Origin of the sequence: Idiomarina sp. X4, from assembly GCF_002808045.1 — a bacterium.
In the GTDB taxonomy this organism is placed as follows: domain Bacteria; phylum Pseudomonadota; class Gammaproteobacteria; order Enterobacterales; family Alteromonadaceae; genus Idiomarina.
This window is the reverse complement of the sequence record NZ_CP025000.1, coordinates 638,947-662,273: the sequence shown is the minus strand read 5'-3', so window position 1 is coordinate 662,273 and position 23,327 is coordinate 638,947. Positions and strand designations below refer to the sequence as shown.

Genomic DNA, 23,327 nt, shown 5'->3' with positions numbered 1-23,327 from the left:
AAATGAAACAATATTTAGAACTGTGCCAACGCATTGTCGACGAAGGTGTTTGGGTTAAAAACGAACGTACAGGCATTAATTGTCTAACGGTTATAAACGCCGACTTAGAGTACGATGTAGCCAACAACCAATTCCCGCTCATTACCACTCGCAAAAGTTATTATAAGTCAGCTATTGCTGAGCTTTTAGGGTATTTACGCGGCTACGACAATGCGGCCCAGTTTCGTGATATTGGCTGCAAAACTTGGGATGCCAATGCCAATGAAAACCAGGCTTGGCTGAACAATCCGAACCGCAAAGGCGAAGATGACATGGGCCGGGTTTATGGAGTACAGGGTCGCTCTTGGCAAAAGCCTGACGGAAGCCATTTAGATCAGCTGAAAAAAGTAGTTAATAACCTGTCAAAAGGCATTGATGATCGCGGTGAAATAGTCACCTTCTATAACCCGGGGGAATTTGAGTTAGGCTGTTTGCGCCCGTGTATGCATACCCACAACTTTTCGCTGTTAGGCGACACGCTTTACTTAACCTCGTACCAGCGCAGCTGCGACGTACCGCTGGGGCTCAACTTTAACCAAATTCAGTGCTTTGTTCTGCTGGCTCTGGTCGCACAAATTACCGGGCACAAACCGGGTAAGGCCTACCATAAGATAGTGAACGCTCACATTTATGAAAACCAGCTAGAGTTAATGCGTGATGTCCAGCTAAAACGTGAGCCTTTTCCATCGCCTCAGTTGCACATTAACCCTGAGATAAAGTCGTTAGAAGACATTGAAACCTGGGTCAGTAAAGACGATTTCACCGTCAGCGGTTATCAATGCCACGAACCCATTAAATACCCATTCGCCGTGTAGCCTGATGCTATTGCATCAGGTGAGGTATCTCCGTAACGTACCAATGGCGTCAGGTTACACCGTCCCTCGGAACCTGACGTAAATAACGTCAGGCTACGATGTGTAGTGAGGTATCGCCGTAAGGCACCAATGGCATCAGGCTACTGCCTGCGCTAGAATAAGGGCATACGATAACGGGCAGGAATCTCAATTTATGACGCTAAAAGTCACGCTGTGCGATGACTCGAAAATGGCGCGGAAACAGCTGTTACGCACGCTGCCGAGCGACTGGGATGCTGAAGTGCACCAGGCGGAGCACGGTGAGCAAGCGCTCACTTGTGTGCGTGAAGGTCGTGCTGAAATCCTGTTTCTGGATTTGAACATGCCGGTAAAAGACGGCTACGAAACCCTGCAGGCCATTAAAGAAGAGCAACTGGAAACCTTGGTTATTGTCGTGTCGGGTGACATACAGCCTGAGGCGCAAAAACGCGTGCAGTCATTAGGTGCTATGGCTTTTGTGAAAAAGCCGATGAAAGCCGAAGACGTACAAACTTTGTTGCAGCAATTCGGCCTTTACCAGCCTGCCGGCGGGCAATTGAAAGTTGCCGACCAACAAACCCAGGCACCGGCTAATCCGCTGGATGTGTACCGCGAGGTCTCAAACGTTGCCATGGGCCAGGCGGGTGATCACTTAGCCCGGGTGCTGGACACTTTTATCGAACTGCCGGTGCCTAACGTCAACTTCATTGCCCCTTCTGAGCTGCACATGGCGATTGAGTCCATCGACGCTAAGCAACAAGTGGCGGCCGTCAGTCAGGGGTTTTCCGGCAGCGGTATTTTAGGTGAGGCATTAACGCTCTTTAACGAAGCGGCTATTGACGACATTGGTAAGTTGTTAGGCGCAAAACTCGGTGAAAGTGGTTCGGTAAAGCAACAGCGTATTGAATCATTAATGGACGTGGCGTCTATTTTATCGTCTGCCTGCTTAAATGGCTTAGGTCAGCAGTTGCATGTCGAATTTGCGGCATCGCAGCCGGTGTTATTGGGCGAAAACCAGTCCATGCAGGAGCTGCTAAAACACGGTGAAAAGCGTTGGCAGAAAATTCTTGCCATAGAAATAGGCTATCAACTGCCGGAGCATAAGCTGGCATTTGATCTGTTGTTGTTGTTCCCGGCTGACGCAGTAAAAATTCTCGACCAGCAGCTGGCACACTGGCTTCAGGGGGACGAAGAATGATAGACGATATGGACGAACTGCACAGCAAGCTGAGTATTCTGGGCGCCATTGACGTAGGTATTGTGGTGGTTGATAACGACAACAATATCCAGATGTGGAACGAGTTTATGCAGAACCACAGTGGTCTGCGCCCCAGCGAAGTGCGCGACAAAAATTTATTTCGCTGCTGTCCGGGTATCGACCAGGCTTGGTTCCAGCGGAAAATTGACCGGGTGCGGCAGCTAAACTCGCGAGTGTTTATTACCTGGCAGCAGCGACCTTATGTGTTTCGTTTTCGCCACAGCCGCCCCATAAGCGGGCAGAGCGAGTGGATGTACCAAAACGTCACCCTAATTCCGCTTAAGAATCCGCGTGGTGAAGTGCATCAGGTGGGCATTATTATTTACGATGTGAGCGAACAACCCAGTCATGAGTGAAGTATCGGATCCGCGCTTTGGTGGTGTCAGCCGTGTTTACGGACAACAAGCGTTAAGCCATTTTCAGCAGTTACATATCGTGGTCGCCGGGCTTGGCGGCGTTGGGTCGTGGGCAGTAGAAGCACTGGCGCGAACCGGCATTGGCAAGCTCACGCTCATTGACTTAGACGACGTGTGCACCACTAACATTAACCGTCAGTTACCGGCCACCGATGATACCATTGGGCAGCTCAAAACCGAGGTGCTGGCACAGCGGGTGAAAAGCATTAACCCCAACTGCGAAGTAAAAGTCATTGATGACTTCTTGCTGCCGGAAAATTTCGAAGAGTACTTAGCCGGCGCCGATGCGGTGCTGGACGCCATAGATAGTGTGAACACCAAGGCTGCGCTAGTGGCCTGGTGTAAACGGCGCAAGCTACGCCTGGTGGTGTGCGGCGGTGCCGGTGGGCAAATAGACCCGGGCATGATCCGTGTGGGTGACTTAGCCAAAGCCAAGCAGGACCCGTTACTGGCTAAAGTACGCTCACAACTGCGTCGCGACTATGGCTTTTCCAAGAACCCCAAGCGTAAGTGGGGTGTCGACTGCGTGTACTCCGAAGAACAACTGCGTTATCCGGTTATTTCCGGTGAGCTAGAAGGGGAAGTCACCCTTCAGAAACCAGGCTCCGGCTCCATGCGCATGGACTGCAGCTCCGGCTTTGGCGCCGCTATGGTAGTTACCTGCAGCTTTGCTATGCAAGCCACCGCTACGCTATTGAAGCGATTGAGCCCGTAGCCTGACAGCCCCAGATGTAGCCTGACGTTTACGTCAGGAACGATATTGAACACAACGTCGTCATCTAATTATTTGGGCAGTATTTTAAGTGGCTATATCTCACCTGACATGAATGTCAGGCTACCAAAATAAATTTTTGCGTGATATAGGTTGCAAAAATAGATTTATTTGTCTATTTTGAGTGTAATATCACTCAATTTCAGGTGCTTCATGAATAGTCTGACGATACAGGCTTATCTGCAAAGCCAATGGCAGGACATAGCCATGTTAACTTTTACTGAACGAACCGGACAGAATGAGCCCGACGTACAAGTGCAGTATAAAACGGGCTACGCTATTGAACACCTGGAGCAGGATGATCACCATGCTGTTTCCTTAAACCATCCCGTTCAGCTTTACTTTGATGATGACGATCAACCCGGTTGGCTTCGCTTTCTTGATGATATTATCCCAAGCGGCGCGGCGCGAAGGTTTTGGGTAGATCAGCTTGAAATATCGAACTTGCCACTAAGCGAACAAAATTTGGTTTTATTAGAAAAAGCCGCAATTGCACCTGTTGGGCATTTGAGAATAAAAGAAGCTGTCGAAAACCAGAACGAAACTATAGACCCTCCTCAGTTTAGTGTCAGCGATGTTGTAGAAAGAAACGCGAGTTTTCTTGAGTATGCTCATCAGCGAGGAGCCATTGCCGGAGGAGCAACCGGTGCGGGTGGCGAGGCGCCAAAATTATTACTGCGATGCAACAATAATGACGAGGTTTGGATAGATACCTTTCAAGACGGAACTAATATTCAGGATGCATTTTATCTGGTGAAGTTTCCTCGGGGTCAACGAAAGCAAATTGACTGCGATATCTTGCGCGCGGAATATCACTTTTATTGCGAGCTAGAGGAAATGGGAGTTAGCACCATAACAACCGAACAGATGAGGCTTGAAGAAGGTGAAAACTTTCCGTCGCTTTGGCTTCCGCGCTTCGATGTTGATGTTGTTAATGGCGTGGTTGCTCGCAAGGCAATGGAGTCTGTTTACTCAATATTAAAGCGAGCGCCCGGTGTGCGCCTTCGTCATGCTGATGTAATACGTAATTTAGTCCGCAAAATTGAAAACTCTTATACGGTTAAAGAACAAGGCGCTCCCTTTAATGTAGAGGCGTTCGTAACCGAATGGGTACGGAGGGATTTATTGAATATTGCTTTTGGTAACTCGGATAATCACGGTCGCAATACGGCATTTTTCAGAGATGAAGGCGGCATAAAGCTCACTCCAATTTATGATTTTGCGCCGATGCGAGCTGACCCCGAAGGAGTGCCAAGATCAACTGTTTGGGGAGAGCCAATGGAAAGTGGCGGCGAATATAACTTTGGAGCCATCTGCGAGGAGCTTTCTGACTTAATCAAACCTGAACAATTGCTCAGTGACCTGAATACAACGGCTGAGCAATTTATTGGCTTGGAAAGCAGATTAAGGGAGCGGGGCGTTCCAGACAGTATTATGACCATGCCCAAAGTCGGGCTGGCTAATATTCCAGAAAAACTGAAACGCTGGGGGCTGCTATGAGTAAGAGTAACCAGCTTAGCGGTGAAGAGCGAGAAGCTCTTATTGAACGTATTGCGCTACAACTATTACAGGGTGACATAAGCCAGGGACAAGCGTTGCAGGAGTTCAGGAAAAAAATTACTGGGCTGAATCAAAGCGATTATGCCAAGCTCACAAGAACTTCCCGAAAGACCATTTCAGAAGTTGAAAATGATCTAGGCAATTATTCTAGCGACATAATTAATCGACTGTTTAAGCCCTTTGGGTTAAAAGTCGGCCTGGTTCCGGCATCCGCTCGGTTAAAGCGCCGAACATTGCGTACGTAGCTTCAGGGTTTTGGCGACCTGGTATAGGCCGTTGCTGCGCGAGGGGCTTAAGGCGTTATCCAACCCTTCTTCGCGGTAAAAGGCGTCAATGTCAAAGGCCGCTATCTCCGCGACCGAACAACCGTCCAGCCGTTGTTGCAACATCGCGAGTAGACCGCGCACAACGCGTGACTCGGAGTCGAAACGAATAACCACCGATTCTGGGTTCGAGGTATCCAGCCACAACCATACCTTTGCCTCGCAGCCACCCACCAAATGATCGTCATCACGACATTCGGACGGATATTCTGCTAGACTTCTAGCCTGTTGCACTAGTTGACGAAAAAGCTGTTCCCAGCTGGCCATGTAAACTCTCCCTTACGGCAATAGAGTTTTATTCTCCCACAACTTGTGAGATCGACGCCAGTTTAGGATAATGGAAGCATAATAAACACCAACATTAAGAACATTCCAGCAAAAGGAAGTACAACATGAAGATACTCGTCGCGGTTAAGCGCGTCATTGACTACAACGTCAAAGTTCGTGTGAAACCAGATCAGTCCGATGTCGATTTGGCGAACGTCAAAATGGCACTCAACCCATTTTGCGAAATAGCAGTAGAAGAAGCTGTGCGTTTAAAAGAAGCCGGTACTGCTGATGAAGTTGTGGTTGTGTCAATTGGACCTAAAGCTGTTCAGGAACAACTTCGCACGGCCTTAGCACTTGGCGCTGACCGTGCTATTCAGGTTGAAACCGATGACATGCCGGATTCTTTATCTGCTGCGAAAATTCTCAAAGGCGTGGTAGAGAAAGAAGGGCCGGACATGGTCATTCTGGGTAAGCAGTCTATCGACTCAGACAACAACCAAACCGGTCAAATGCTGGGCGCCTTAACCGGCATGCCGCAGGGCACTTTCGCGTCTAAAGTCGAAATGGGTGACGGCTTTGTTAATGTCACTCGCGAAATTGATGGCGGTCTGCAAACGGTTAAATTGAACCTGCCGGCTATTGTTACCACCGACTTACGTCTGAACGAACCGCGTTACGCGTCACTGCCAAACATTATGAAGGCCAAGCGTAAGCCGTTAGAAACAACAACACCAGACGAGCTGGACGTGGAAGTAAAACGCACTATTAAGCTGCTGAAAGTCGAGCCGCCTGCAGAGCGCAGTGCGGGTGTGAAAGTTGCCGATGTTGACGAGCTGGTAGACAAACTGAAGAACGAGGCCAAAGTATTATGAGCATCTTAGTAGTAGCAGAACACGACAATAACGCCGTTGATCCTTCAACGCTGAAAACGTTAGCCGCTGCCCAGAAAATCGGTGGCGATATTCATGTGCTGGTTGCTGGTAAAGGCTGCTCAACTGTTGCTGAGAACGTGTCTAAAGCGGGCGGCGTGAAGAAAGCGATTTTGGCCGATAACGAAGCTTACGAGCACCAGTTGGCTGAAAACATCAGTGAGTTGGTCGCAGAGTTAGGCAAAGACTACAGTCACATCCTGGCACCAGCGACCACGACCGGTAAAAACTTTATGCCGCGCGTTGCTGCTTTGCTGGACGTAGCGCAAGTATCCGACATTATCGCGGTAGAAAGCGACGACACTTTCAAGCGTCCAATCTATGCCGGTAACGCTATTGCTACCGTGCAGTCAGAAGACAAAATCAAAGTCATTACTGTCCGTGCAACTGCATTTGACGCGGTAGCAGCAGAAGGTGGTAGTGGTGATGTTGAGAGCATCGATTCAGTGTTTAACAACGACAAATCTGAGTTTGTTGGTGAGCAACTGGCTGACTCTGAGCGTCCAGACCTGACAGCAGCGGAAATCGTTATTTCTGGTGGTCGTGGTATGCAAAACGGCGAAAACTTCCATATGCTGGAAGACATTGCCGACAAACTAGGGGCGGCGGTAGGCGCATCACGTGCGGCCGTTGACGCTGGCTTTGTCCCTAACGACATGCAGGTTGGCCAGACCGGTAAAATTGTTGCTCCACAGCTTTATGTGGCGGTCGGTATCAGTGGTGCTATCCAGCACTTAGCCGGTATGAAAGACTCCAAAGTCATTGTTGCTATCAACAAAGACGAAGAAGCGCCTATCTTCCAGGTTGCGGATTACGGTTTGGTAGCCGACTTATTTGATGTTCTTCCTGAACTCAAAGAAAAGTTATAAAACACTTTTGAAGACTCGTTACCAGCGTCAATTTAGACGCTGGTAACGACATTTTCCCGCACTTTTTCCAACAACTTGTTATCTTTTCGTGTTCATACACTTGCATATTTTTAACTCATCGGACATGATTCATCTATAACCGCCAAACAAGTTTAAAGGATTAGGTGGCTCACAATGAAAAGAAGAACAACTATGCTAAAAAAACTTCCTCTGGCTACGGCCATTGCACTGAGCTTTGCGGCTACAGGCCAGGCTGCTGACTTCGAAGTCGGCGACTATGAAATTAAATTCGACTCTATTCTGTCCTACGGTGCGTCATGGCGTATGGAAGATCAGGCCAACCACCTGATTCATCCAGGCAACCGCGCAGGCGGAACCGCAGGCTCAAGTGTCGGTGATGACGGCAACTTGAACTTTGACAAAGGCGACTTGGTATCATCGGTATTTAAAGGTGTGCACGACTTGAGCATTGACGGCGGTAGCCACGGTGCGTTTGTGCGCTTTAACTACTGGTACGATTATGTGATTTCTGAAGAAGAAATGTCGCATGGTCACACGGCAAACCTGTACTACCCAAATACCACCTTAAGAGACGACGCCTTTGATGATTATTCACAAGGTCACGGTGTTGAGCTGTTGGATGCGTTTGTTTATGCCAACTTTGACCTGGGCGATATGCCGACAAGTGTTCGTGTCGGGCGTCAGGTATTAAGCTGGGGTGAAAGCACTTTCGTTTTCAACGGTATTAACGACATTAACCCGTTAGATGTTAACGCCGCACGTCGTCCAGGTGCTGAAATTAAAGAAGCATTGCTGCCGGTTGGTATGATAAGCACCAACATCGGCTTAACCGACGTAATGAACTTTGAAGCCTTCTATCAATATGAGTGGGATAACACCAAGCTAGATGGCTGTGGTACTTATTTCTCAAGCGTTGATATTATTGGTGGTCCAGGCTGTGGTTTAGTAACACTGAACCCAACCATCGGTAATGGTATTGCATTGAGTGACCGTCAGTCTATTGAAGCTGGCGCTTATATTGGAAGCAACCCGCGCATTGAAGCCTCTGACAGTGGTCAGTGGGGTGCAAACTTACGCTACTACTCAATGGATCTGGGTGCTGAGTTTGGTGTTTACTACCTAAACCTGCACAACAACACGCCAATTATTTCTGCGTATAACTGGACTGTTGATCCTCGCCCTTATCAAGAAGCGGCTGGAGCAGCTGGTCAAGCACCAGGTTATGCATGGTCAACGCCAAACGGCTACCCGATTGATGGCCCACGCTTGGTACTGGAATACCCGGAAGACACTGAAGTTTATGGTTTAAGCTTTAGCACAAACCTTGGTATGTGGTCAGTGTCTGGTGAGTACAGCTATCGTGATGGTATGCCGGTACAAATTAACACCACTGAAATTTTGACCGCAGGCTTACGCCCTAACACGCCAAGTACATTTGCTGATCGTGTGGATAATACAGAACTCGGCGGCTTAGCTAATGGCTATGACCGTTTAGATGTCAGCCAGGCTCAAGTCAGCTTTGTTCGTTTCTTCGACCGTTTCTTAGGTTCAGACCGTATGACCTTTGTCGGTGAAGTCGCCATGAACAGTGTTCACGACATGCCGGGCATTCAAGAACAACGTTATGGTCGCTTACCATTATTTGGTAAGTGCTTAACAGAACAAGACGCTGGCCCAATGGCAAATGGCAACTGCGAAGGTTTTGTGACCTCAACATCCTGGGGTTATCGCACGCGCTTCCAGTTTGAATACTCAAACGTATGGCAAGGCTGGGGCTTAAACCCAACCGTTCAGTTTAACCATGACGTGAATGGTTACTCGCCAAACAGTAACTTTATTGAAGACCGCAAATCACTGGGTCTGAATTTAATGGCTGACTACCTGTCAACCTATAAAGTCACTCTTGGCTACACCATGTATTCAGACAGCGACTTAGACCCGTTAGCGGATCGAGACTTTGCGTCCGTTAGCTTCTCATACGCGTTCTAATACATTGATTCATGTTTTGAATCGCGATAAAACCGTCTCTAAGAGGCGGTTTTTTTATGCCCGTATGCGAATGTAGCCTGACGTTACCTACGTCAGGTGTAATGTCTGGGGAGAACAACAATGAAAAAGTGGATAGTTGCAGCAGCGGCTCTGGCTGTATCAGGTGCCGCAGTCGCGCAGGAAAAACTGGCGTTAGAAGACGTATTCACTCTGGAGTACGCATCGTCACCGACCATTCACCCAAGTGGCGAGTGGAGCGTATTTGTCCGTCAGTCTATGGACATACAAAACGACCGTAAAGTAGGGCGCTTATGGAGTGTCTTACCTGACGGTGATATTCGTCCATTAACCGGTGAGCAAGGCAGTGAAAGCCAACCCGTATGGTCGCCAGACGGCAAACGGCTAGCCTATGTCTCGACAGAAACAGGCAGCCCGCAAATTCATATCTACTGGGTGGATTCTGGTGAAAGCGCCGCCATTACTCAGTTAACCAAAGCACCTTCCGGTTTGAGTTGGTCGCCCGATGGCACTCAAATCGCATTTTCAATGTTTACGCCAAAGCCTGAACCTGCTCCGGTCAGTTTGCCGGGGAAACCCGATGGGGCCAACTGGACCACACCACCAAAATATATCGATAAAGACAATTACCGCTATGACGGCGGCGGCTACGCAGAAGATGGCCACCAACAAATTTATGTGATACCGGCCACCGGCGGATCTCCACGTCAATTAACGGAAGACCAATTTAACCATGGTGGTAACTTGGCCTGGTCTGCAGATGGAAAGCATATTTTCTTCTCAGCGAATCGTCGCGAAGACGCGTTTCGCCAACCAGTCAATAGTGAAATTTACCGGTTGACCGTTGCCAGTAAAGACATCTCGGCCGTCACAGACAGAAACGGCCCGGACGGTTCACCTAAAGTGTCACCAAACGGAGAGAAAATTGCGTATACCGGCTATGACGATGAGAAAATGAGCTACCAGATCACCAAGCTCTACGTCATGAACACCGACGGGTCTGACATAAAAACATTGACGCCAGACTTAGACCGCAGTGTATCGGGCTTTGCGTGGGACTCTGACAGCGAGGGCATTTACTTTACCTATGACGACAACGGCGTCGGTCAGTTGGCCCGAACCGACTTAAGCGGTGAACACACACATTTGACTGACCGCGTGGGCGGTCTGTCTTACAGTCGACCTTATGGCGGCGGCGACTTTAGCGTTGCGAACAATGACAACATTGCCTTCACTATTTCAAACCCAATGCGCCCGGCAGAGCTGGCACTATGGAAAGACGGCAACGTACAGCAAGTCACTCGCTTAAACGAAGATGCGCTGGGACATAAGCAGCTCGCGAAAGTAGAAGAAATTCGCTATAAATCGAGTGTGGATGGCAGAGAGCTACAAGGCTGGATTGCCTACCCACCGAACTTCGACAAAGACAAAGACTATCCGTTGATGCTGGAAATTCATGGTGGTCCACATACTAACTATGGGCCGCGTTTTGCTGCCGAAATACAGCTCTTCGCAGCGGCGGGGTATGTGGTGCTTTATACCAACCCGCGAGGCAGCACCAGCTACGGCGCTGACTTTGCCAATGAAATTCATCACAACTACCCAAGCGATGATTACAACGACTTGATGGATGGCGTTGATGCCGTTATAGAAAAAGGCTTCATTGACGAAGATGAGTTGTTTGTTACTGGCGGAAGCGGCGGTGGTGTCTTAACTGCCTGGATTGTTGGTCATACTGATCGCTTCAAGGCAGCTGTTGTCGCTAAGCCGGTTATTAACTGGTACAGCTTCGTGTTAACCGCCGATATGTATAACTTTTTCTATCAATATTGGTTCCCGGGTCTTCCCTGGAATAATATGGAGCACTACATGGAGCGCTCGCCAATCAGTTACGTGGATAACGTGACAACGCCAACCATGCTATTAACCGGTGAGAATGACTACAGAACCCCCATGTCGGAAACCGAGCAGTACTATCAGGCGTTAAAGCTGAAAGGCGTGGACACCGCAATGGTGCGTATCCAGGACTCAGGTCACGGCATTTATGCAAGACCAAGCAACCTGATGAACAAAGTTGCTTATATCTTGCATTGGTTTGAGAAGTATAAGGACAAAGAAGACTAAGGTCTCTGTCTTCTTTTGTGGTAACGGCGGTTCTGCCAGAAGAACCGCCATTGCTCTTTCAAACGAACCCATCCCCGGCGTTTTGCTTCGTGTCTATTGGCGACACTAAAAATATCACTTTCGTGCGTGTGGCTGTTATCCACAGTGTAAGGAAGTAAGCCCAGAACGTGAGCGCCAGTTTCCCATTGCCACTGCATATCAACATCGACCGGCCGAAAAAACGGTGTGCGAGACAACATTTTCTTTGCACCTTGTCGGCTTATTAAATAGCCGCAAGCGCCCATAGGGGGCTTTTCATAATCGACCAGTGTGAAATCACCAAAAGCATCGAGCGGAGTTGACTCTTTGGGTTTGAAGGGTTGAGCTAATTTTATAATGTCCCAATTCGCGTATTTGCTGCTCGCTATGCCGGCCACCGCATGATGCAGGTCGGCAAACGCTGGACTCAGAACAATATCGTCTTCGAGTATGATGGCGGCTGGATGGTCACTGTCCAGGAGCTTTTTCCAGGCCTTTCGGTGGCTCATATAGCAGGCAATTTCACCTTGCGTTAAATCATAATTGTAGCGCTCAACGTTTTGTTTATGGCTATACACGGCGTTGACTTCTGCTGTAGAAGTCGCTCGTCCGTCAACAGCCGGAACGCGTTCATAATCAAGATCGAGCTGCCGCATCGAATCATCAACATCCTTCAGACGATGGGGAGAGCGGTCGAGGTTAATCAAAAATAGGGGCAAAAATGACATATTAGCGCTCAGACTTCTCGACATCATCGCCGCGCTTACGTCTGTAGGCACGTTCATAAAGCTTCGCTTCTGTGAGGAAAAAGTGAAAAGCATCAATATTGGCTTTAATGAAACCTCGCCAGCCGGCTAAAAACATGCGGCGTATAAAGTAGAACTTGATGAACATCAGCGGGAATATCAGTAATACCCGAGCTAAGCTGCAGTGACGCCCCCTTTCTTCCCGCTGCTTTGCTTTCAGCAGTGAATATTTGTTCAGCTTATCCATGTAGCCATGTGCGGAGTCGTAGCCGTAATGCTTAACATCAATGGGCAAATGGGTCAGAGGGGGCTCCACTTCTATGTGCTCATGGACTTTTGTCGATGTATTCCAGTGAGACTTAGACTTTCGGTAAACTCGGCGAAAACGATGGTGGCGATGCCCAGGCAGAGAGTGCCCCATAAAGATATCGTCATGCGCTAAATAGATACCATTAATGTCACCTTTCGCGATGCGATGCTGAATGGTTTCAAAAGCGCCATCCGGCAACACTTCGTCACCATCTAAGTTGATGACCCAATCATTTTTACATTGCTCTAAAGCAAAGGCCTTTTGTTTTGCATAGCCTAGCCACTCCTGATGAATAATTCTCGCGCCATGCTTTTCGGCAATGTCGAGCGTATCGTCGGTGGAGCCTGAGTCGACTAAAACGACCTCGTCGGCGCCTTTGACACTGCTGAGAACTTCATCTAAATGACGACCCTCGTTGAGTGTTATTAAGTAAACACTTACTTTCGGTAAGCTATTTTGCTCTGCCATAGTAAACCTTGAAATCATTCAGTTGAGAAGCGGGATCATATCGTTTTATCATACAAAGGTGTAGCCCAACCAAAGGAATCGACAATGCCCTGGAGCGACTTACTCGCTGAGGAAAAACAAAAGCCGTATTTCAAAGAGCTGTGGCAACGTGTTGAGCAGGCGCGTCAGCAGGCGGTGGTTTACCCTCCAAAGGAAGAAGTATTCAATGCGCTGAAGCTGACCGAACCCGAACAGGTCAAAGTGGTTATTCTGGGGCAGGACCCATATCACGGACCCGGTCAGGCGCATGGGCTGAGCTTTTCGGTGAAAGAAGGCGTGAAGTTCCCGCCGTCTCTGCGCAATATGTTTAAGGCAATTTCTATTGACTACCCCAACACCGTATTACCTCAGCATGGCGACTTGACAGGATGGGCAGAGCAGGGCGTGTTGCTATTAAATACGGTGCTCACAGTCGAACAAGGGAATGCGCACAGTCACGCCAGCTGGGGCTGGGAAACCTTTACCGATACCGTGATAAAAAAAGTGTCTGAAGCAACAGAGCACGTGGTGTTTTTGCTGTGGGGCTCACATGCGCAGAAAAAAATTCCGCTAATTGATGGCACTAAACACTGCATTCTGACCGCACCGCATCCGTCGCCTTTGTCAGCGCATCGCGGCTTTTTTGATGCAAACCACTTCAAAAAAGCCAACGACTATTTGCAGCAACATGGCCGACAGCCCATAAAATGGGCGTAATGCGTCTTTTTATTTAACGATATCTATCCATACCAGGCGGTGGTCAGAAGACGCTTTGCGCTTTTTCATCATATCAGCGCCTGGTTCGCCGTTAATCGGCCAGAACACGCCCGCGTTTTTAACCACTAAGTCGCCAGACGGTAGCGCGTAGTCAACACGCTTGCGCCATGCGGCAGTATGAAATTGCGAACCATCAATATCAGGAGAGTGCAGTTTGCCTCCCTGACTTTGAGGCTTCACATCGTTCACGCGAGGATGCTCCAATAACTGCTCAATGGCGCCATCGACACCACCTGCGCCTGCCTGTGCATTCATATCCCCCAGAATAACAAAACTGGCGTCTTCACTAAGCCCGCCACGCACGCCATTATCGTCATACAGGTAGTTGTCACGACCAGGTGTTAAGTAGTCAGCAAATAAACGAATTTCATCGTAGTTGCGCATACCGTTACGGTTTTCAGGTCCGTCAAAAACCGGCGGCACTGGGTGAGCCGCTAGTAGATGAATGACACGATCGCCTATTTTTACCGGCACATCCCAGTGCGACTTAGAGCTGAGAGGGAACTGCGCCATTGCTTCGTCAGAAAACCAAGGCTCAGAAGTCGGTTGCTTGTCGGCGTTATGAACATAAGGAATATGACGACCGGGCATATCTTTCCATAAAAAGTGCTGGAAAGTACGCGCGTTGTCGGCCATTAAAGGATACTTTGACAAAATCACCATCCCATACTGGCCTGGGTACCAGCCAAAGGCCCAGGCATCATCACCCGAACCCGTCGCTTCACCATCGCGGTTTAAGTCAAAAGGAGAGGGCACGCCTGTATTAACCGGAGCGGTATAAGCATAAGGATACTCAATGACAGCCTGACCATTTTGCGAGACTTCTAAATAGTCACTGCGAAAAACATCAATACCAACGGCTTTATCGATGTAATCAAATTCGTTCAGCAAGACTACATCGGGGCGCACACGCTGCAATATTTCAGCAATACCGCGAACTTGTTCATTGTTGGCCTGAAGAACGTCAGGAAGCGGGGAACGTTCTAAAGTGGGCAGAGTCTCTTCTGCCAAATAGTTAGAAGCATCCATACTGACATTAAAGGTTGCAATACGAACCGTCTCTGGTTCGCCTTTGCCCGAACCCGCTAATGCAGAAAAAGAAGTGACCATAAAAAGTACAAATGTTGAATATATTGAAAACCGCATAAAGCCCATGGGAATGCCTGTTTGAGAAACGCCTAAGACAATTAAGAAGAATAAAGGTTCCCAAAGCGCTAGGCAAGCGCGAATATTTTGATTAAAATATGTCACATATCTGACACATAAATGTCTTAGAAGCGTAATGAACCAAGCGGTATTCCCAACAGCTCCGACCACCAACCACAGTCTCGAGACTTATCAAGTCATGAGCTTTCCTGTGATGAATCAGCTGTTATGCCGTGGGGCATCCTCGAATAATATACGAACGTCTTATTTTTGTTATCTTCATTATTCGCTCCTCCCTCTATTTAACGCTTTCGCTTCGTCAAATTTTTCTATTCTTTTTCACAGAATTGTCACAAATAAGCTATACCCTTATCTGTGCTTAAAAACCCAAAACCAAAACCGGGAAGAACAAAACTATGTTTAACTCTACTTTCAAGCGTACAGCTCTTGCGGCTGCGTTGGCTGCTGTATTCTCTGGCACCGTTTATGCTCAGGACACAGCTTCGGCAATGCGAGGCAGTGTTGTTGGTCCTCAAGGAAATGGTGCCGGCGGCACTGAAGTTGTCATCCGCCATGTGCCGTCTGGCTCAACGGTAACTGTGACGACTGATGAAGATGGTAACTTTGTTGCCAATGGTCTTCGTGTTGGTGGTCCTTACCAAGTTGTCTTAGATTCTGACGTCTATCGTGACGCGGCTTATCAAGACATTTATTTACAGCTTGGCTCAACTTATCGTTTAAACGCTCAATTAGAAGCGGACGAAATGGAGCGCTTACAAGTAAGTGGTTCAGCAATCAATTACGCTAGCTTAAACCGTGGCTCTGGTAGCTCGTTTGGCGAAGAGCAAATTGAGAAGCAACCGACTTATGGTAGAGACTTAAAAGACGTTTTGAGACTTAACCCATTAGCGACTCAAATCGGTGATGGCAGTGAGTTGACGGTTGCAGGTAACAACCCTAAATATAACTCAATCACAGTTGACGGCATTGGTCAGAATGATGATTTTGGTTTGAATAATAACGGTTACCCAACCCAACGTTCTCCAATTTCAATTGATGCAATTGAACAAGTGTCCATCGATGTTGTTCCTTTCAGCGTTAAAGATAGTAACTTTACCGGTGCGAAAATAAATGCGGTAACCAAATCGGGTACCAACGAATTCAAAGGCTCGGTATTTTACCAATATGCCAGCGACAGCTTGGCAGGAGACCCGGAGCCAAACCGTTATTACCCTGACTCAACTGCCCCTGAGTTAGATTATGAAGAGAAAACGAAAGGTTTTGGTCTTGGTGGACCTATCATTGAAGATACTCTTTTCTTCTACGTAAACTATGAAAAGACTGAAGAGCCACAGCCAGTTGCGCGTGGTCCTGAAGGTTCAACGGCGTCGAACTTTGCAAACGTCAGTGCTTCCGATGTTCAGACTATTCAGGACATCGCTCGTGAAGTTTATCAGGTAGAGCCAGGTGACTGGAATATCAACCCGGTAGAAGAAGATGAGAAAGTTCTTGCTAAAATTGACTGGAACATCAATAACGATCACCGTTTAGCGGTAACTTACCAGTCGACTGAAGGACAGCAAACCAGAAATAATGGTGGGAGTACAGGTACGTTAACTCTGAGCTCAAACTGGTACTCAAATACTCAAGAGTTAAAAGCATACTCTGCACAGTTGTACTCTAACTGGACCTCAGACTTCTCAACTGAAATAAAGCTATCTAAAAAAGAAGTCGACAACGGTCGTGTTCCTTTACTGGGCAAAAACTATGGTCAAGCTCGTATCGAAACGGGTGAAGCAGCCGTATATCGGTCCAGATTATTCTAGCCAAGCGAATGAATTGCAAAATGACACCACTCAGTTCCAGTTTAATGCTGAATACTTGAAGGGTGATCACCTGATTCAGGCTGGTTACGACTACACTAGCGTTGATGTTTACAACTTATTCGCTGAAGCAACTCTGGGTGCCTGGGAATTTGACTCAATTGAAGACTTCCGTAATCAAGTGGCTTCTGGCTTTGAATACAAAAACCACCCGTCAGGTAATGTAGATAACGTTGCGGCGATATTCACTCAAGGCACTCATTCTATTTACTTACAAGATACCTGGACGCCAACTTGGGATCTGGAAATTACCTACGGTGTTCGTTACGAGCAAATTTTTGCTGATAATCAGCCTCGTTTGAATGACCGTTTTGTTCAGCGTTACCAGTTTGCTAACACTGAGAACCTGGATGGCGTTGATATTATCTTGCCTCGTGTCGGGTTTAAGTGGAACTTTGCTGACGATATGACCCTTCGCGGTGGTGTTGGTAAATACAGCGGTGGTCGACCTAATGTATGGATATCAAACGCTTATACTAACGATGGTATCGGTGCAGTCAACTTTGATCCGAGCTCTGTAGATTCATCTGTTTACTTAGAAAATGTTGATTTAGCTAATGTTCCTCAGGAAGTTGTTGATTCATTAGTGGCAGGTGACGGCATCGTCACACCAATCGACCCTAACTTCGAGTTACCATCTGAGTGGCGTTCTAGTTTAGCTATTGACTGGAACGGTGCTGACTTAGGCTACTTAGGTGAAGACTGGTTCTTAAGTGCTGAATTCATCTATGGTAAGAAGCAGGATGATGTAGCCTGGACTGATTTAAGTCGTCGCACCTTATTAGATGAAAATGGTAACCCAGTTACTACCTCGGCTGGTCGACCAATTTATGTGGCAGATGACCCGCTAGATAACCATGTTCCGTCTGAGATTGGTGACGACAACGGCATCTCTCGCTACGACCTGATGCTGACTAACGGACGTTCTGGTGATAGCAAAATATTGACGTTGACCGCAGGTAAAGCCTGGGATAACGGTCTTAGCTTTAATACTAGCTATACTCACCAAGACGTGACTGAAGCATTTGCTGGTGGCTCATCAACGGCTTGGTCAAACTACCGTTACACGCCAACAGTTGATGCCGAAAATGTTCTTGTAAACACGGCAGGCTATGAAGTCGAGCACCGTTTTGTGGCTAACCTAAGTTACACCACTCAGTTAATGGACGGTTATGACTCAAGCTTTACGTTATTCTGGGAGAGATACTCAGGACGTCCATATAGCTACGTATTGGATACTTATGGTAACTCCGTCTTCGGTGACGCAGGAAACTTAGCTCGTCCTCGTTATCTGCCATATATTCCGACTGGTCCGGATGACAGTAATGTAGAGTATACTGATGGCTTAACTTATGAGCAGTTACTGCCGTTACTACAAGAAGCTGGTTTAGACCAATACGCAGGTGGCTTCGCGCCAATGAATGAATTCCGTGGTCCTTGGAATACAACTCTAGACTTTAACTATACTCAAGAGTTACCAGGATTTATGGATGAGCATAAGTTTACTTTGTTCTTTGATGTAAGAAACATTCTTGCGTTAATCGATGAAGATTCTGCTCAGCAGCACTACCTGTTTAATGGTAGCCCAACAACTCAATTCGTTAAGGGTGATATTAATCCTGAAACGGGTAATGTTGTCTATGGTCGCCCATACGCTGGTTATGATACGTCAGCACCGACATCATACTTACCAGAGCGTTCAACTTGGCAGGCGAAGATAGGTATCCGTTATACCTTCTAAGCTCTGCGCTGTAACCTGACATTATTACGTCAGGAGCAAACGAATAAACCGCCGTTGGTATTGCCCGCGGCGGTTTATTATTTTAACCTCCCAGTATCAAACACAACCTAACGTATCCAAATGGAACTGAGCTGGACGAGCCTTTTACCTTCCTTACTGGCAATCATCTTTGCCATTATTACCCGAAAAGTGTTGTTAGCCCTTATTGGCGGCATCATTCTGGCGAATGTTCTGTTGTTTTGGCCGGCCCCGGAAAGCATTGCCTATGGCACGCTCGACAGCACCTGGGAAACCCTCGTAGACCCCGGCAATATGCTGGTGTGGTTTTTCACGCTGGGTATTGGTGCGTTATTTGGTGTTTTGGAAAAGGGCGGTACTTTTAAACAATTCGTCCTCAAACTCGAGCGCAAGCAATGGATAGAAAGCAAGCGTCGGGCACGTTTTATGACCTGGGTACTTGGCGTTATTGTGTTTATTGAGTCTAACGTCACCATTATGATTTCAGGTACTACCTCCCGACCTATTTATGATCGACTGGGAATTTCTCGCGAGAAACTTGCCTATATTGTTGACTCGACCTGCGCGGCCATTTGTATTCTTATTCCACTCAATGCCTGGGGCGCATTTAACTTAACGCTGATTTCAAAGCAGGGTGTTGAGCAACCGTTAATGGTGTTCATTCAGTCTATTGCCTTTAATTTCTACGCCATATTTGCGGTTTTGCTGGCGCTTTTTGTCGCTCTGTTCGACTGGAATATCGGGCCAATGAAAACCTTTGAGAAAAATGCGGTGCCCGATCAAGTCTCGAAAAACACCTGGGGTGATGGCCCCGATGAAAACGTCAGCTTTGGTAAAGGAACGGCGGTGGTGCTGACCAGCCTTATTTCGTTAGTGGTTATGGTGCCGGTTATGTTGCTGGTGACCGGGGACGGCGTCCTGGTTGAAGGTGACGGCACGTTGAGTGTCTTCATTGCCATCTACATTGCACTCGGCATAGCGAGTATTGGCACACTGCTGACGCAACCGGTGAATTTAAAAGACATTGCTGAGTACCTTCTCAAAGGGGCGTGGAATATACTGCCGCTGGCGGTTATTTTATGGCTATCAATCGCGCTTGGCGGACTGACACGAGACTTAGGTACGGGTCAGTTCCTGGCATCGGTGCTCGACGGTTCGGTGTCACTGTGGATGCTCTTGCCGCTTATTTTTGTATTGTCGGCGATTACCGGTTTTTCTATCGGTTCAAGCTGGGGCACGTTTGCTATTATGTTGCCGTTGGCTATCCCTCTGGCGATGACGCTCGGTTTGCCGCCCGCACCGTTTATTGCGGCTGCCATTTCCGGCGGTATTTTCGGAGACCACGCATCGCCTATATCAGACACCACCATTATTGCGTCTATGGCATCAGGGGTCGAGCATATTGACCATGTTAGAACACAACTGCCGTACGCATTATTGGCGGGGGTAGGCGCAACCTTGGCGTACGCCGTCACGGGGCTGTTGATGTAATTTAAGAATTGGACGGTTTGGCGGCAGATTTGCGACGTGCGCGGAAAAAACGGCGCAGAATGTCGCCACACTCGTCCGCTAATACGCCGCCTTCAATGTCCACTTTGTGATTCATTGAGGCATGGTTCAACACCTCAATAGCGGTGCCCGTCGCGCCCGTTCGCGGGTCGCTGGCGCCAAACACTAAGCGCTTAACCCGGGCGTGAGTAATAAGCCCGGCGCACATTGCACAAGGCTCTAGCGTGACGTACAAGGTGGAGTCGACTAACCGATAGTTTTCAATAGCCTGCCCAGCGGCACGAATGGCTTGTGCTTCCGCATGAGCTGACGGGTCGGATAAGCTAATGACTTGATTGTAGCCTTCGCCAACAATCGTGTCGTTTAGCACTAATACCGCGCCAACCGGCACTTCGTCCGCTTGTTGGGCTTTTTCGGCAAGCTCGAGCGCTCGTCGCATGTAAATTTCATCGGTTGTCATGGCGGCGATTTTAGCGCAGGATATTACCCAGTACCAGAACAACCATCCGCCCGGGTTTACCGAAGGCAACTTGAGGCAACTTGAGGCACAGGAGAGCATTATGAAAAAGCTTGCTATCAGTTTATTGTTGGTCAGTAGCGCCACGTTGGGGGCACTGTCATTGCCGGGTCAAGCCATGGCGCAGCAGTCGCCAATTACCGTCAGCAATGACCTCGAGCAGCAAGTCATTGAATGGCGTCGTCACATTCATGCGAACCCGGAGTTGAGTAACCGAGAGTTTGAAACCGCTAAAATGGTCGAAAAGCACCTGCGCTCGCTCGGCATGGAGGTTGCGACAGGCGTTGCTCATACTGGCGTTGTTGGGTTGTTAAAGGGGAGTAAATCGGGACCGACCATTGCACTTCGTGCTGATATGGACGCCTTGCCGGTAACGGAAAAAACCGATGTCCCCTTCAAGTCGACCGTAACGTCGGAATACCGGGGTAATGAAGTGGGCGTCATGCACGCTTGTGGCCACGACACTCATGTAGCTATGCTCATGGGCGCCGCAACAAAGCTGGCAGAGATGAAAGACCAGTTGGCCGGTAACGTTATGTTTATCTTTCAGCCGGCCGAAGAGGGCGCGCCAGAAGGTGAAGAAGGTGGTGCGGAACTGATGCTAAAAGAAGGCCTGTTTGGTGATCTTATTGCCGAGAATAAGCCTGAGAAAGTATTCGGTATTCACGTTTGGGCCGGTTTCCCGACAGGCCATGTTGGCTACCGCAAAGGTCCACTGATGGCATCGTCTGACCAATTTGAAATTACAGTTAAAGGGAAACAAACGCACGGTTCAACTCCGTGGGGTGGCGTAGACCCAATCGTTACCTCTGCGCAAATTATTAATAACGCACAAACCATTATTAGTCGCCAAACCAATATCACTAAAGCGCCCGCGGTGCTGTCGTTTGGGATTGTCGAGGGTGGCGTGCGCAATAATATCATTCCGGACGATGTTACCCTTATTGGCACCATTCGCAACTTTGATATGGACATTCGCCGAGACATTCATGCGAAGTTAAAGCATACCGCAGAGAAAACAGCAGAGGCCAATGGTGCTGAAGCGCATGTACACGTTGACTTAGGCTATCCGGTCACGAAGAACGATCCGGAACTGGTCGAGCAAATGTTACCAATAACAAAAGCCATTGCCGGTGCTGACAAAGTGAAGGAAGTGCCTCTGGTGACAGGCGCAGAAGACTTCTCCTACTATGCACTGGAAGTACCGGGTATGTTTGTCTTTTTGGGGGTTACTCCACCTGAGCGTGACATGAGCAAAGAGCCGAGCAACCACTCGCCTTACTTCTATGCGGACGAAGACGCACTGAAAACCGGCACCGAGCTGTATGTGAATTGGGCGCTGGAATCACTCTAATATGCCGAAGTCTGTTGTTTATTTTTTAGTTACCTTGTTTTTGGCCGTCACGACGCTGACGGCCTGTACCCCTCAAACCCGACCGAACGCCATGACTGTTGTGCAGGAACGACAAGTGCTTCGGGTGGGTACGCTAATGAACCCCACCAGTTACTATTTTGACCACGACCGTGAGCAGGGTTTCGAGTATGACTTGGCAAAGCGCTTTGCCGACCGGCTTGGGGTGGAGCTGGAAATGGTGCCGCGCTTCGATGTGAATGATTTATTCACTATGTTGCGCCGGGGTGAAGTGGACATTGTCGCAGCTGGCATTGACCGAACGTCCACGCGTGCGCAGCTGTTTCGTTTCAGCCCGCCCTATGATGTGATCAGCCAAAAGGTCGTGTTTAAGCAGGGCTCCCGGCAACGCCCCAGAGACTTGCAGCAAATTACCGACGGTGAAATTGTTGTGGTCGAGGGCAGTTCGCACCATGAATTTCTAAAAAGCCTGGGCAACAGCATTCCTACCCTAAAGTGGCGTGCCACCACCGACCATGATGCGGTCGAGTTGCTGCGCATGGTTATCAATGAAGAAATTGATTACACCATTACGGACAGCACAGCGTTGGATATTCAGCGCCGCTTTCACCCTGACTTGAGTGTCGCCTTTACGGTTAAACATGAGCAGGACATTGGTTGGGCACTGCCACAGAGCAGTGATGACTCACTGTACGCCGCTGTTATTGAGTACTTTGGGGAAATTCGTAGTAGTGGCCGGCTAGCGCATATAAAAGAACAGCATTTTGGTCATGTTAAGCAGTTTAACTACGTGACCACCAGTTTGTTCATTGAGGCGGTGGATAACATACTGCCCAAATACAAAGAGTTATTTCAAGAGCACTCAGGCACTCTAGACTGGCGGTTGTTGGCGGCAATTTCTTATCAGGAGTCGCTGTGGAACCCAAGGGCAGTGTCACCTACCGGCGTGCGGGGCATGATGATGCTGACACTACCCACAGCCAAAGCCATGGGCGTAAAAAGCCGTTTGAACGCAGAGCAAAGCATTCGTGGTGGCGCGCGTTATTTAGAGCGCATGTTGGAACGAATACCCGATCGTATCCCTCAGCCAGATCGCACCTGGTTTGCTCTAGCCGCCTATAATATTGGTTTTGGACACCTGGAAGACGCCCGTATTTTGACAGAAAAGCAGGGTGGTAATCCGGACCGTTGGGTGGACGTGAAAAAGCGCCTGCCGTTGTTGCGCCAGAAACAGTTTTATCGGCAAACCCGCTTTGGCTTCGCCCGTGGTGATGAGCCCGTAACCTACGTCGGTAACATCCGCCGTTTTTACGACACCCTGAAATACCTCGATGAGCAGGGTAGGCTGTAGCCTGACGTTATTACGTCAGGTGCGGTGTTGAC

General features: G+C 48.5%; 21 protein-coding genes. 16 read left to right on the top strand and 5 right to left on the bottom strand.

The window, feature by feature from the left end:
• The first annotated feature begins 2 nt into the window (after positions 1-2).
• From CWC33_RS03155 to CWC33_RS03130, 6 genes are all read left to right on the top strand, one after another.
• Complete coding sequence (locus CWC33_RS03155) at positions 3-854, top strand: thymidylate synthase (protein WP_100690750.1); 852 nt, start codon at positions 3-5, stop codon at positions 852-854.
• A gap of 193 nt (positions 855-1,047) precedes the next feature.
• Positions 1,048-2,070 (top strand): response regulator, encoded by a 1,023-nt coding sequence (locus CWC33_RS03150; protein ID WP_100690749.1) that lies wholly within the window; start codon positions 1,048-1,050, stop codon positions 2,068-2,070.
• Positions 2,067-2,486: a PAS domain-containing protein gene (locus CWC33_RS03145; protein WP_088768828.1), complete on the top strand. Its 420-nt coding sequence runs from the start codon at positions 2,067-2,069 to the stop codon at positions 2,484-2,486. Before CWC33_RS03150 ends, CWC33_RS03145 begins: the two co-directional genes overlap by 4 nt.
• The gene (gene tcdA / locus CWC33_RS03140) at positions 2,479-3,261 is read left to right on the top strand and encodes a tRNA cyclic N6-threonylcarbamoyladenosine(37) synthase TcdA (RefSeq protein WP_100690748.1); all 783 of its coding nucleotides are present in this window, start codon (positions 2,479-2,481) and stop codon (positions 3,259-3,261) included. Before CWC33_RS03145 ends, tcdA begins: the two co-directional genes overlap by 8 nt.
• 210 nt (positions 3,262-3,471) lie before the next feature.
• Positions 3,472-4,818 carry a type II toxin-antitoxin system HipA family toxin gene (locus CWC33_RS03135; protein ID WP_100690747.1) on the top strand — a complete coding sequence of 449 codons (1,347 nt, stop codon included), beginning with the start codon at positions 3,472-3,474 and terminating at the stop codon, positions 4,816-4,818.
• Positions 4,815-5,123 carry a helix-turn-helix domain-containing protein gene (locus CWC33_RS03130; RefSeq protein ID WP_100690746.1) on the top strand — a complete coding sequence of 103 codons (309 nt, stop codon included), beginning with the start codon at positions 4,815-4,817 and terminating at the stop codon, positions 5,121-5,123. Before CWC33_RS03135 ends, CWC33_RS03130 begins: the two co-directional genes overlap by 4 nt.
• On the opposite strand, the gene CWC33_RS03125 is transcribed toward CWC33_RS03130, so the two are convergent.
• Positions 5,097-5,468 carry a SufE family protein gene (locus tag CWC33_RS03125; protein WP_100690745.1) on the bottom strand — a complete coding sequence of 124 codons (372 nt, stop codon included), beginning with the start codon at positions 5,466-5,468 and terminating at the stop codon, positions 5,097-5,099. The genes CWC33_RS03130 and CWC33_RS03125 overlap by 27 nt on opposite strands.
• 125 nt (positions 5,469-5,593) lie before the next feature.
• Here CWC33_RS03125 and CWC33_RS03120 point away from each other — a divergent pair, with 125 nt between their 5' ends.
• From CWC33_RS03120 to CWC33_RS03105, 4 genes are all read left to right on the top strand, one after another.
• Complete coding sequence (locus CWC33_RS03120; RefSeq protein WP_088768825.1) at positions 5,594-6,343, top strand: electron transfer flavoprotein subunit beta/FixA family protein; 750 nt, start codon at positions 5,594-5,596, stop codon at positions 6,341-6,343.
• The gene (locus CWC33_RS03115) at positions 6,340-7,269 is read left to right on the top strand and encodes an electron transfer flavoprotein subunit alpha/FixB family protein (RefSeq protein WP_100690744.1); all 930 of its coding nucleotides are present in this window, start codon (positions 6,340-6,342) and stop codon (positions 7,267-7,269) included. Before CWC33_RS03120 ends, CWC33_RS03115 begins: the two co-directional genes overlap by 4 nt.
• Positions 7,270-7,461: 192 nt before the next feature.
• On the top strand, positions 7,462-9,279 hold the full coding sequence (locus CWC33_RS03110) for a DUF1302 domain-containing protein (RefSeq protein ID WP_100690743.1): 1,818 nt from the start codon (positions 7,462-7,464) through the stop codon (positions 9,277-9,279).
• A 120-nt stretch (positions 9,280-9,399) separates the two neighbouring features.
• A complete protein-coding gene (locus tag CWC33_RS03105; protein WP_100690742.1) occupies positions 9,400-11,421 on the top strand; it encodes a S9 family peptidase in 2,022 nt (673 codons plus the stop codon).
• Here the strand turns inward: CWC33_RS03105 and CWC33_RS03100 are convergent.
• The gene (locus CWC33_RS03100) at positions 11,418-12,095 is read right to left on the bottom strand and encodes a glycosyltransferase family 25 protein (protein ID WP_232709833.1); all 678 of its coding nucleotides are present in this window, start codon (positions 12,093-12,095) and stop codon (positions 11,418-11,420) included. The genes CWC33_RS03105 and CWC33_RS03100 overlap by 4 nt on opposite strands.
• 73 nt (positions 12,096-12,168) lie before the next feature.
• On the bottom strand, positions 12,169-12,963 hold the full coding sequence (locus CWC33_RS03095; RefSeq protein WP_157803472.1) for a glycosyltransferase family 2 protein: 795 nt from the start codon (positions 12,961-12,963) through the stop codon (positions 12,169-12,171).
• An 84-nt stretch (positions 12,964-13,047) separates the two neighbouring features.
• Here CWC33_RS03095 and ung point away from each other — a divergent pair, with 84 nt between their 5' ends.
• Positions 13,048-13,698, top strand: coding sequence for a uracil-DNA glycosylase (gene ung, locus CWC33_RS03090; RefSeq protein ID WP_100690739.1), 651 nt, complete (start codon positions 13,048-13,050; stop codon positions 13,696-13,698).
• 9 nt (positions 13,699-13,707) lie between these two features.
• Here the strand turns inward: ung and CWC33_RS03085 are convergent, their stop codons facing one another.
• Entirely contained in the window at positions 13,708-14,868 is a 1,161-nt protein-coding gene (locus tag CWC33_RS03085; protein WP_232709832.1) for an endonuclease/exonuclease/phosphatase family protein, read from the bottom strand.
• A 452-nt stretch (positions 14,869-15,320) separates the two neighbouring features.
• Between CWC33_RS03085 and CWC33_RS03080 the strand changes: the two genes are divergently transcribed.
• The 3 genes from CWC33_RS03080 to CWC33_RS03070 all read left to right on the top strand — a co-directional run bounded on the left by CWC33_RS03080 (position 15,321) and on the right by CWC33_RS03070 (position 20,037).
• Positions 15,321-16,730, top strand: a complete 1,410-nt coding sequence (locus CWC33_RS03080) for a TonB-dependent receptor (protein WP_100690737.1) — start codon at positions 15,321-15,323, stop codon at positions 16,728-16,730.
• On the top strand, positions 16,672-18,528 hold the full coding sequence (locus CWC33_RS03075; RefSeq protein WP_157803471.1) for a TonB-dependent receptor domain-containing protein: 1,857 nt from the start codon (positions 16,672-16,674) through the stop codon (positions 18,526-18,528). The genes CWC33_RS03080 and CWC33_RS03075 overlap by 59 nt, the downstream gene beginning before the upstream one ends.
• A gap of 120 nt (positions 18,529-18,648) precedes the next feature.
• Positions 18,649-20,037, top strand: a complete 1,389-nt coding sequence (locus tag CWC33_RS03070) for a Na+/H+ antiporter NhaC family protein (RefSeq protein ID WP_100690735.1) — start codon at positions 18,649-18,651, stop codon at positions 20,035-20,037.
• 1 nt (position 20,038) lies between these two features.
• On the opposite strand, the gene tadA is transcribed toward CWC33_RS03070, so the two are convergent.
• Positions 20,039-20,494, bottom strand: coding sequence for a tRNA adenosine(34) deaminase TadA (gene tadA, locus CWC33_RS03065; protein WP_232709831.1), 456 nt, complete (start codon positions 20,492-20,494; stop codon positions 20,039-20,041).
• 121 nt (positions 20,495-20,615) lie between these two features.
• On the opposite strand from tadA, the gene CWC33_RS03060 reads away from it, so the two are divergent.
• Together CWC33_RS03060 and mltF are read left to right on the top strand one after the other, a co-directional pair.
• Complete coding sequence (locus CWC33_RS03060) at positions 20,616-21,926, top strand: amidohydrolase (protein ID WP_100692261.1); 1,311 nt, start codon at positions 20,616-20,618, stop codon at positions 21,924-21,926.
• Between the two features lies 1 nt (position 21,927).
• On the top strand, positions 21,928-23,295 hold the full coding sequence (gene mltF / locus CWC33_RS03055) for a membrane-bound lytic murein transglycosylase MltF (RefSeq protein ID WP_100690733.1): 1,368 nt from the start codon (positions 21,928-21,930) through the stop codon (positions 23,293-23,295).
• The last annotated feature ends 32 nt before the right edge of the window (positions 23,296-23,327 follow it).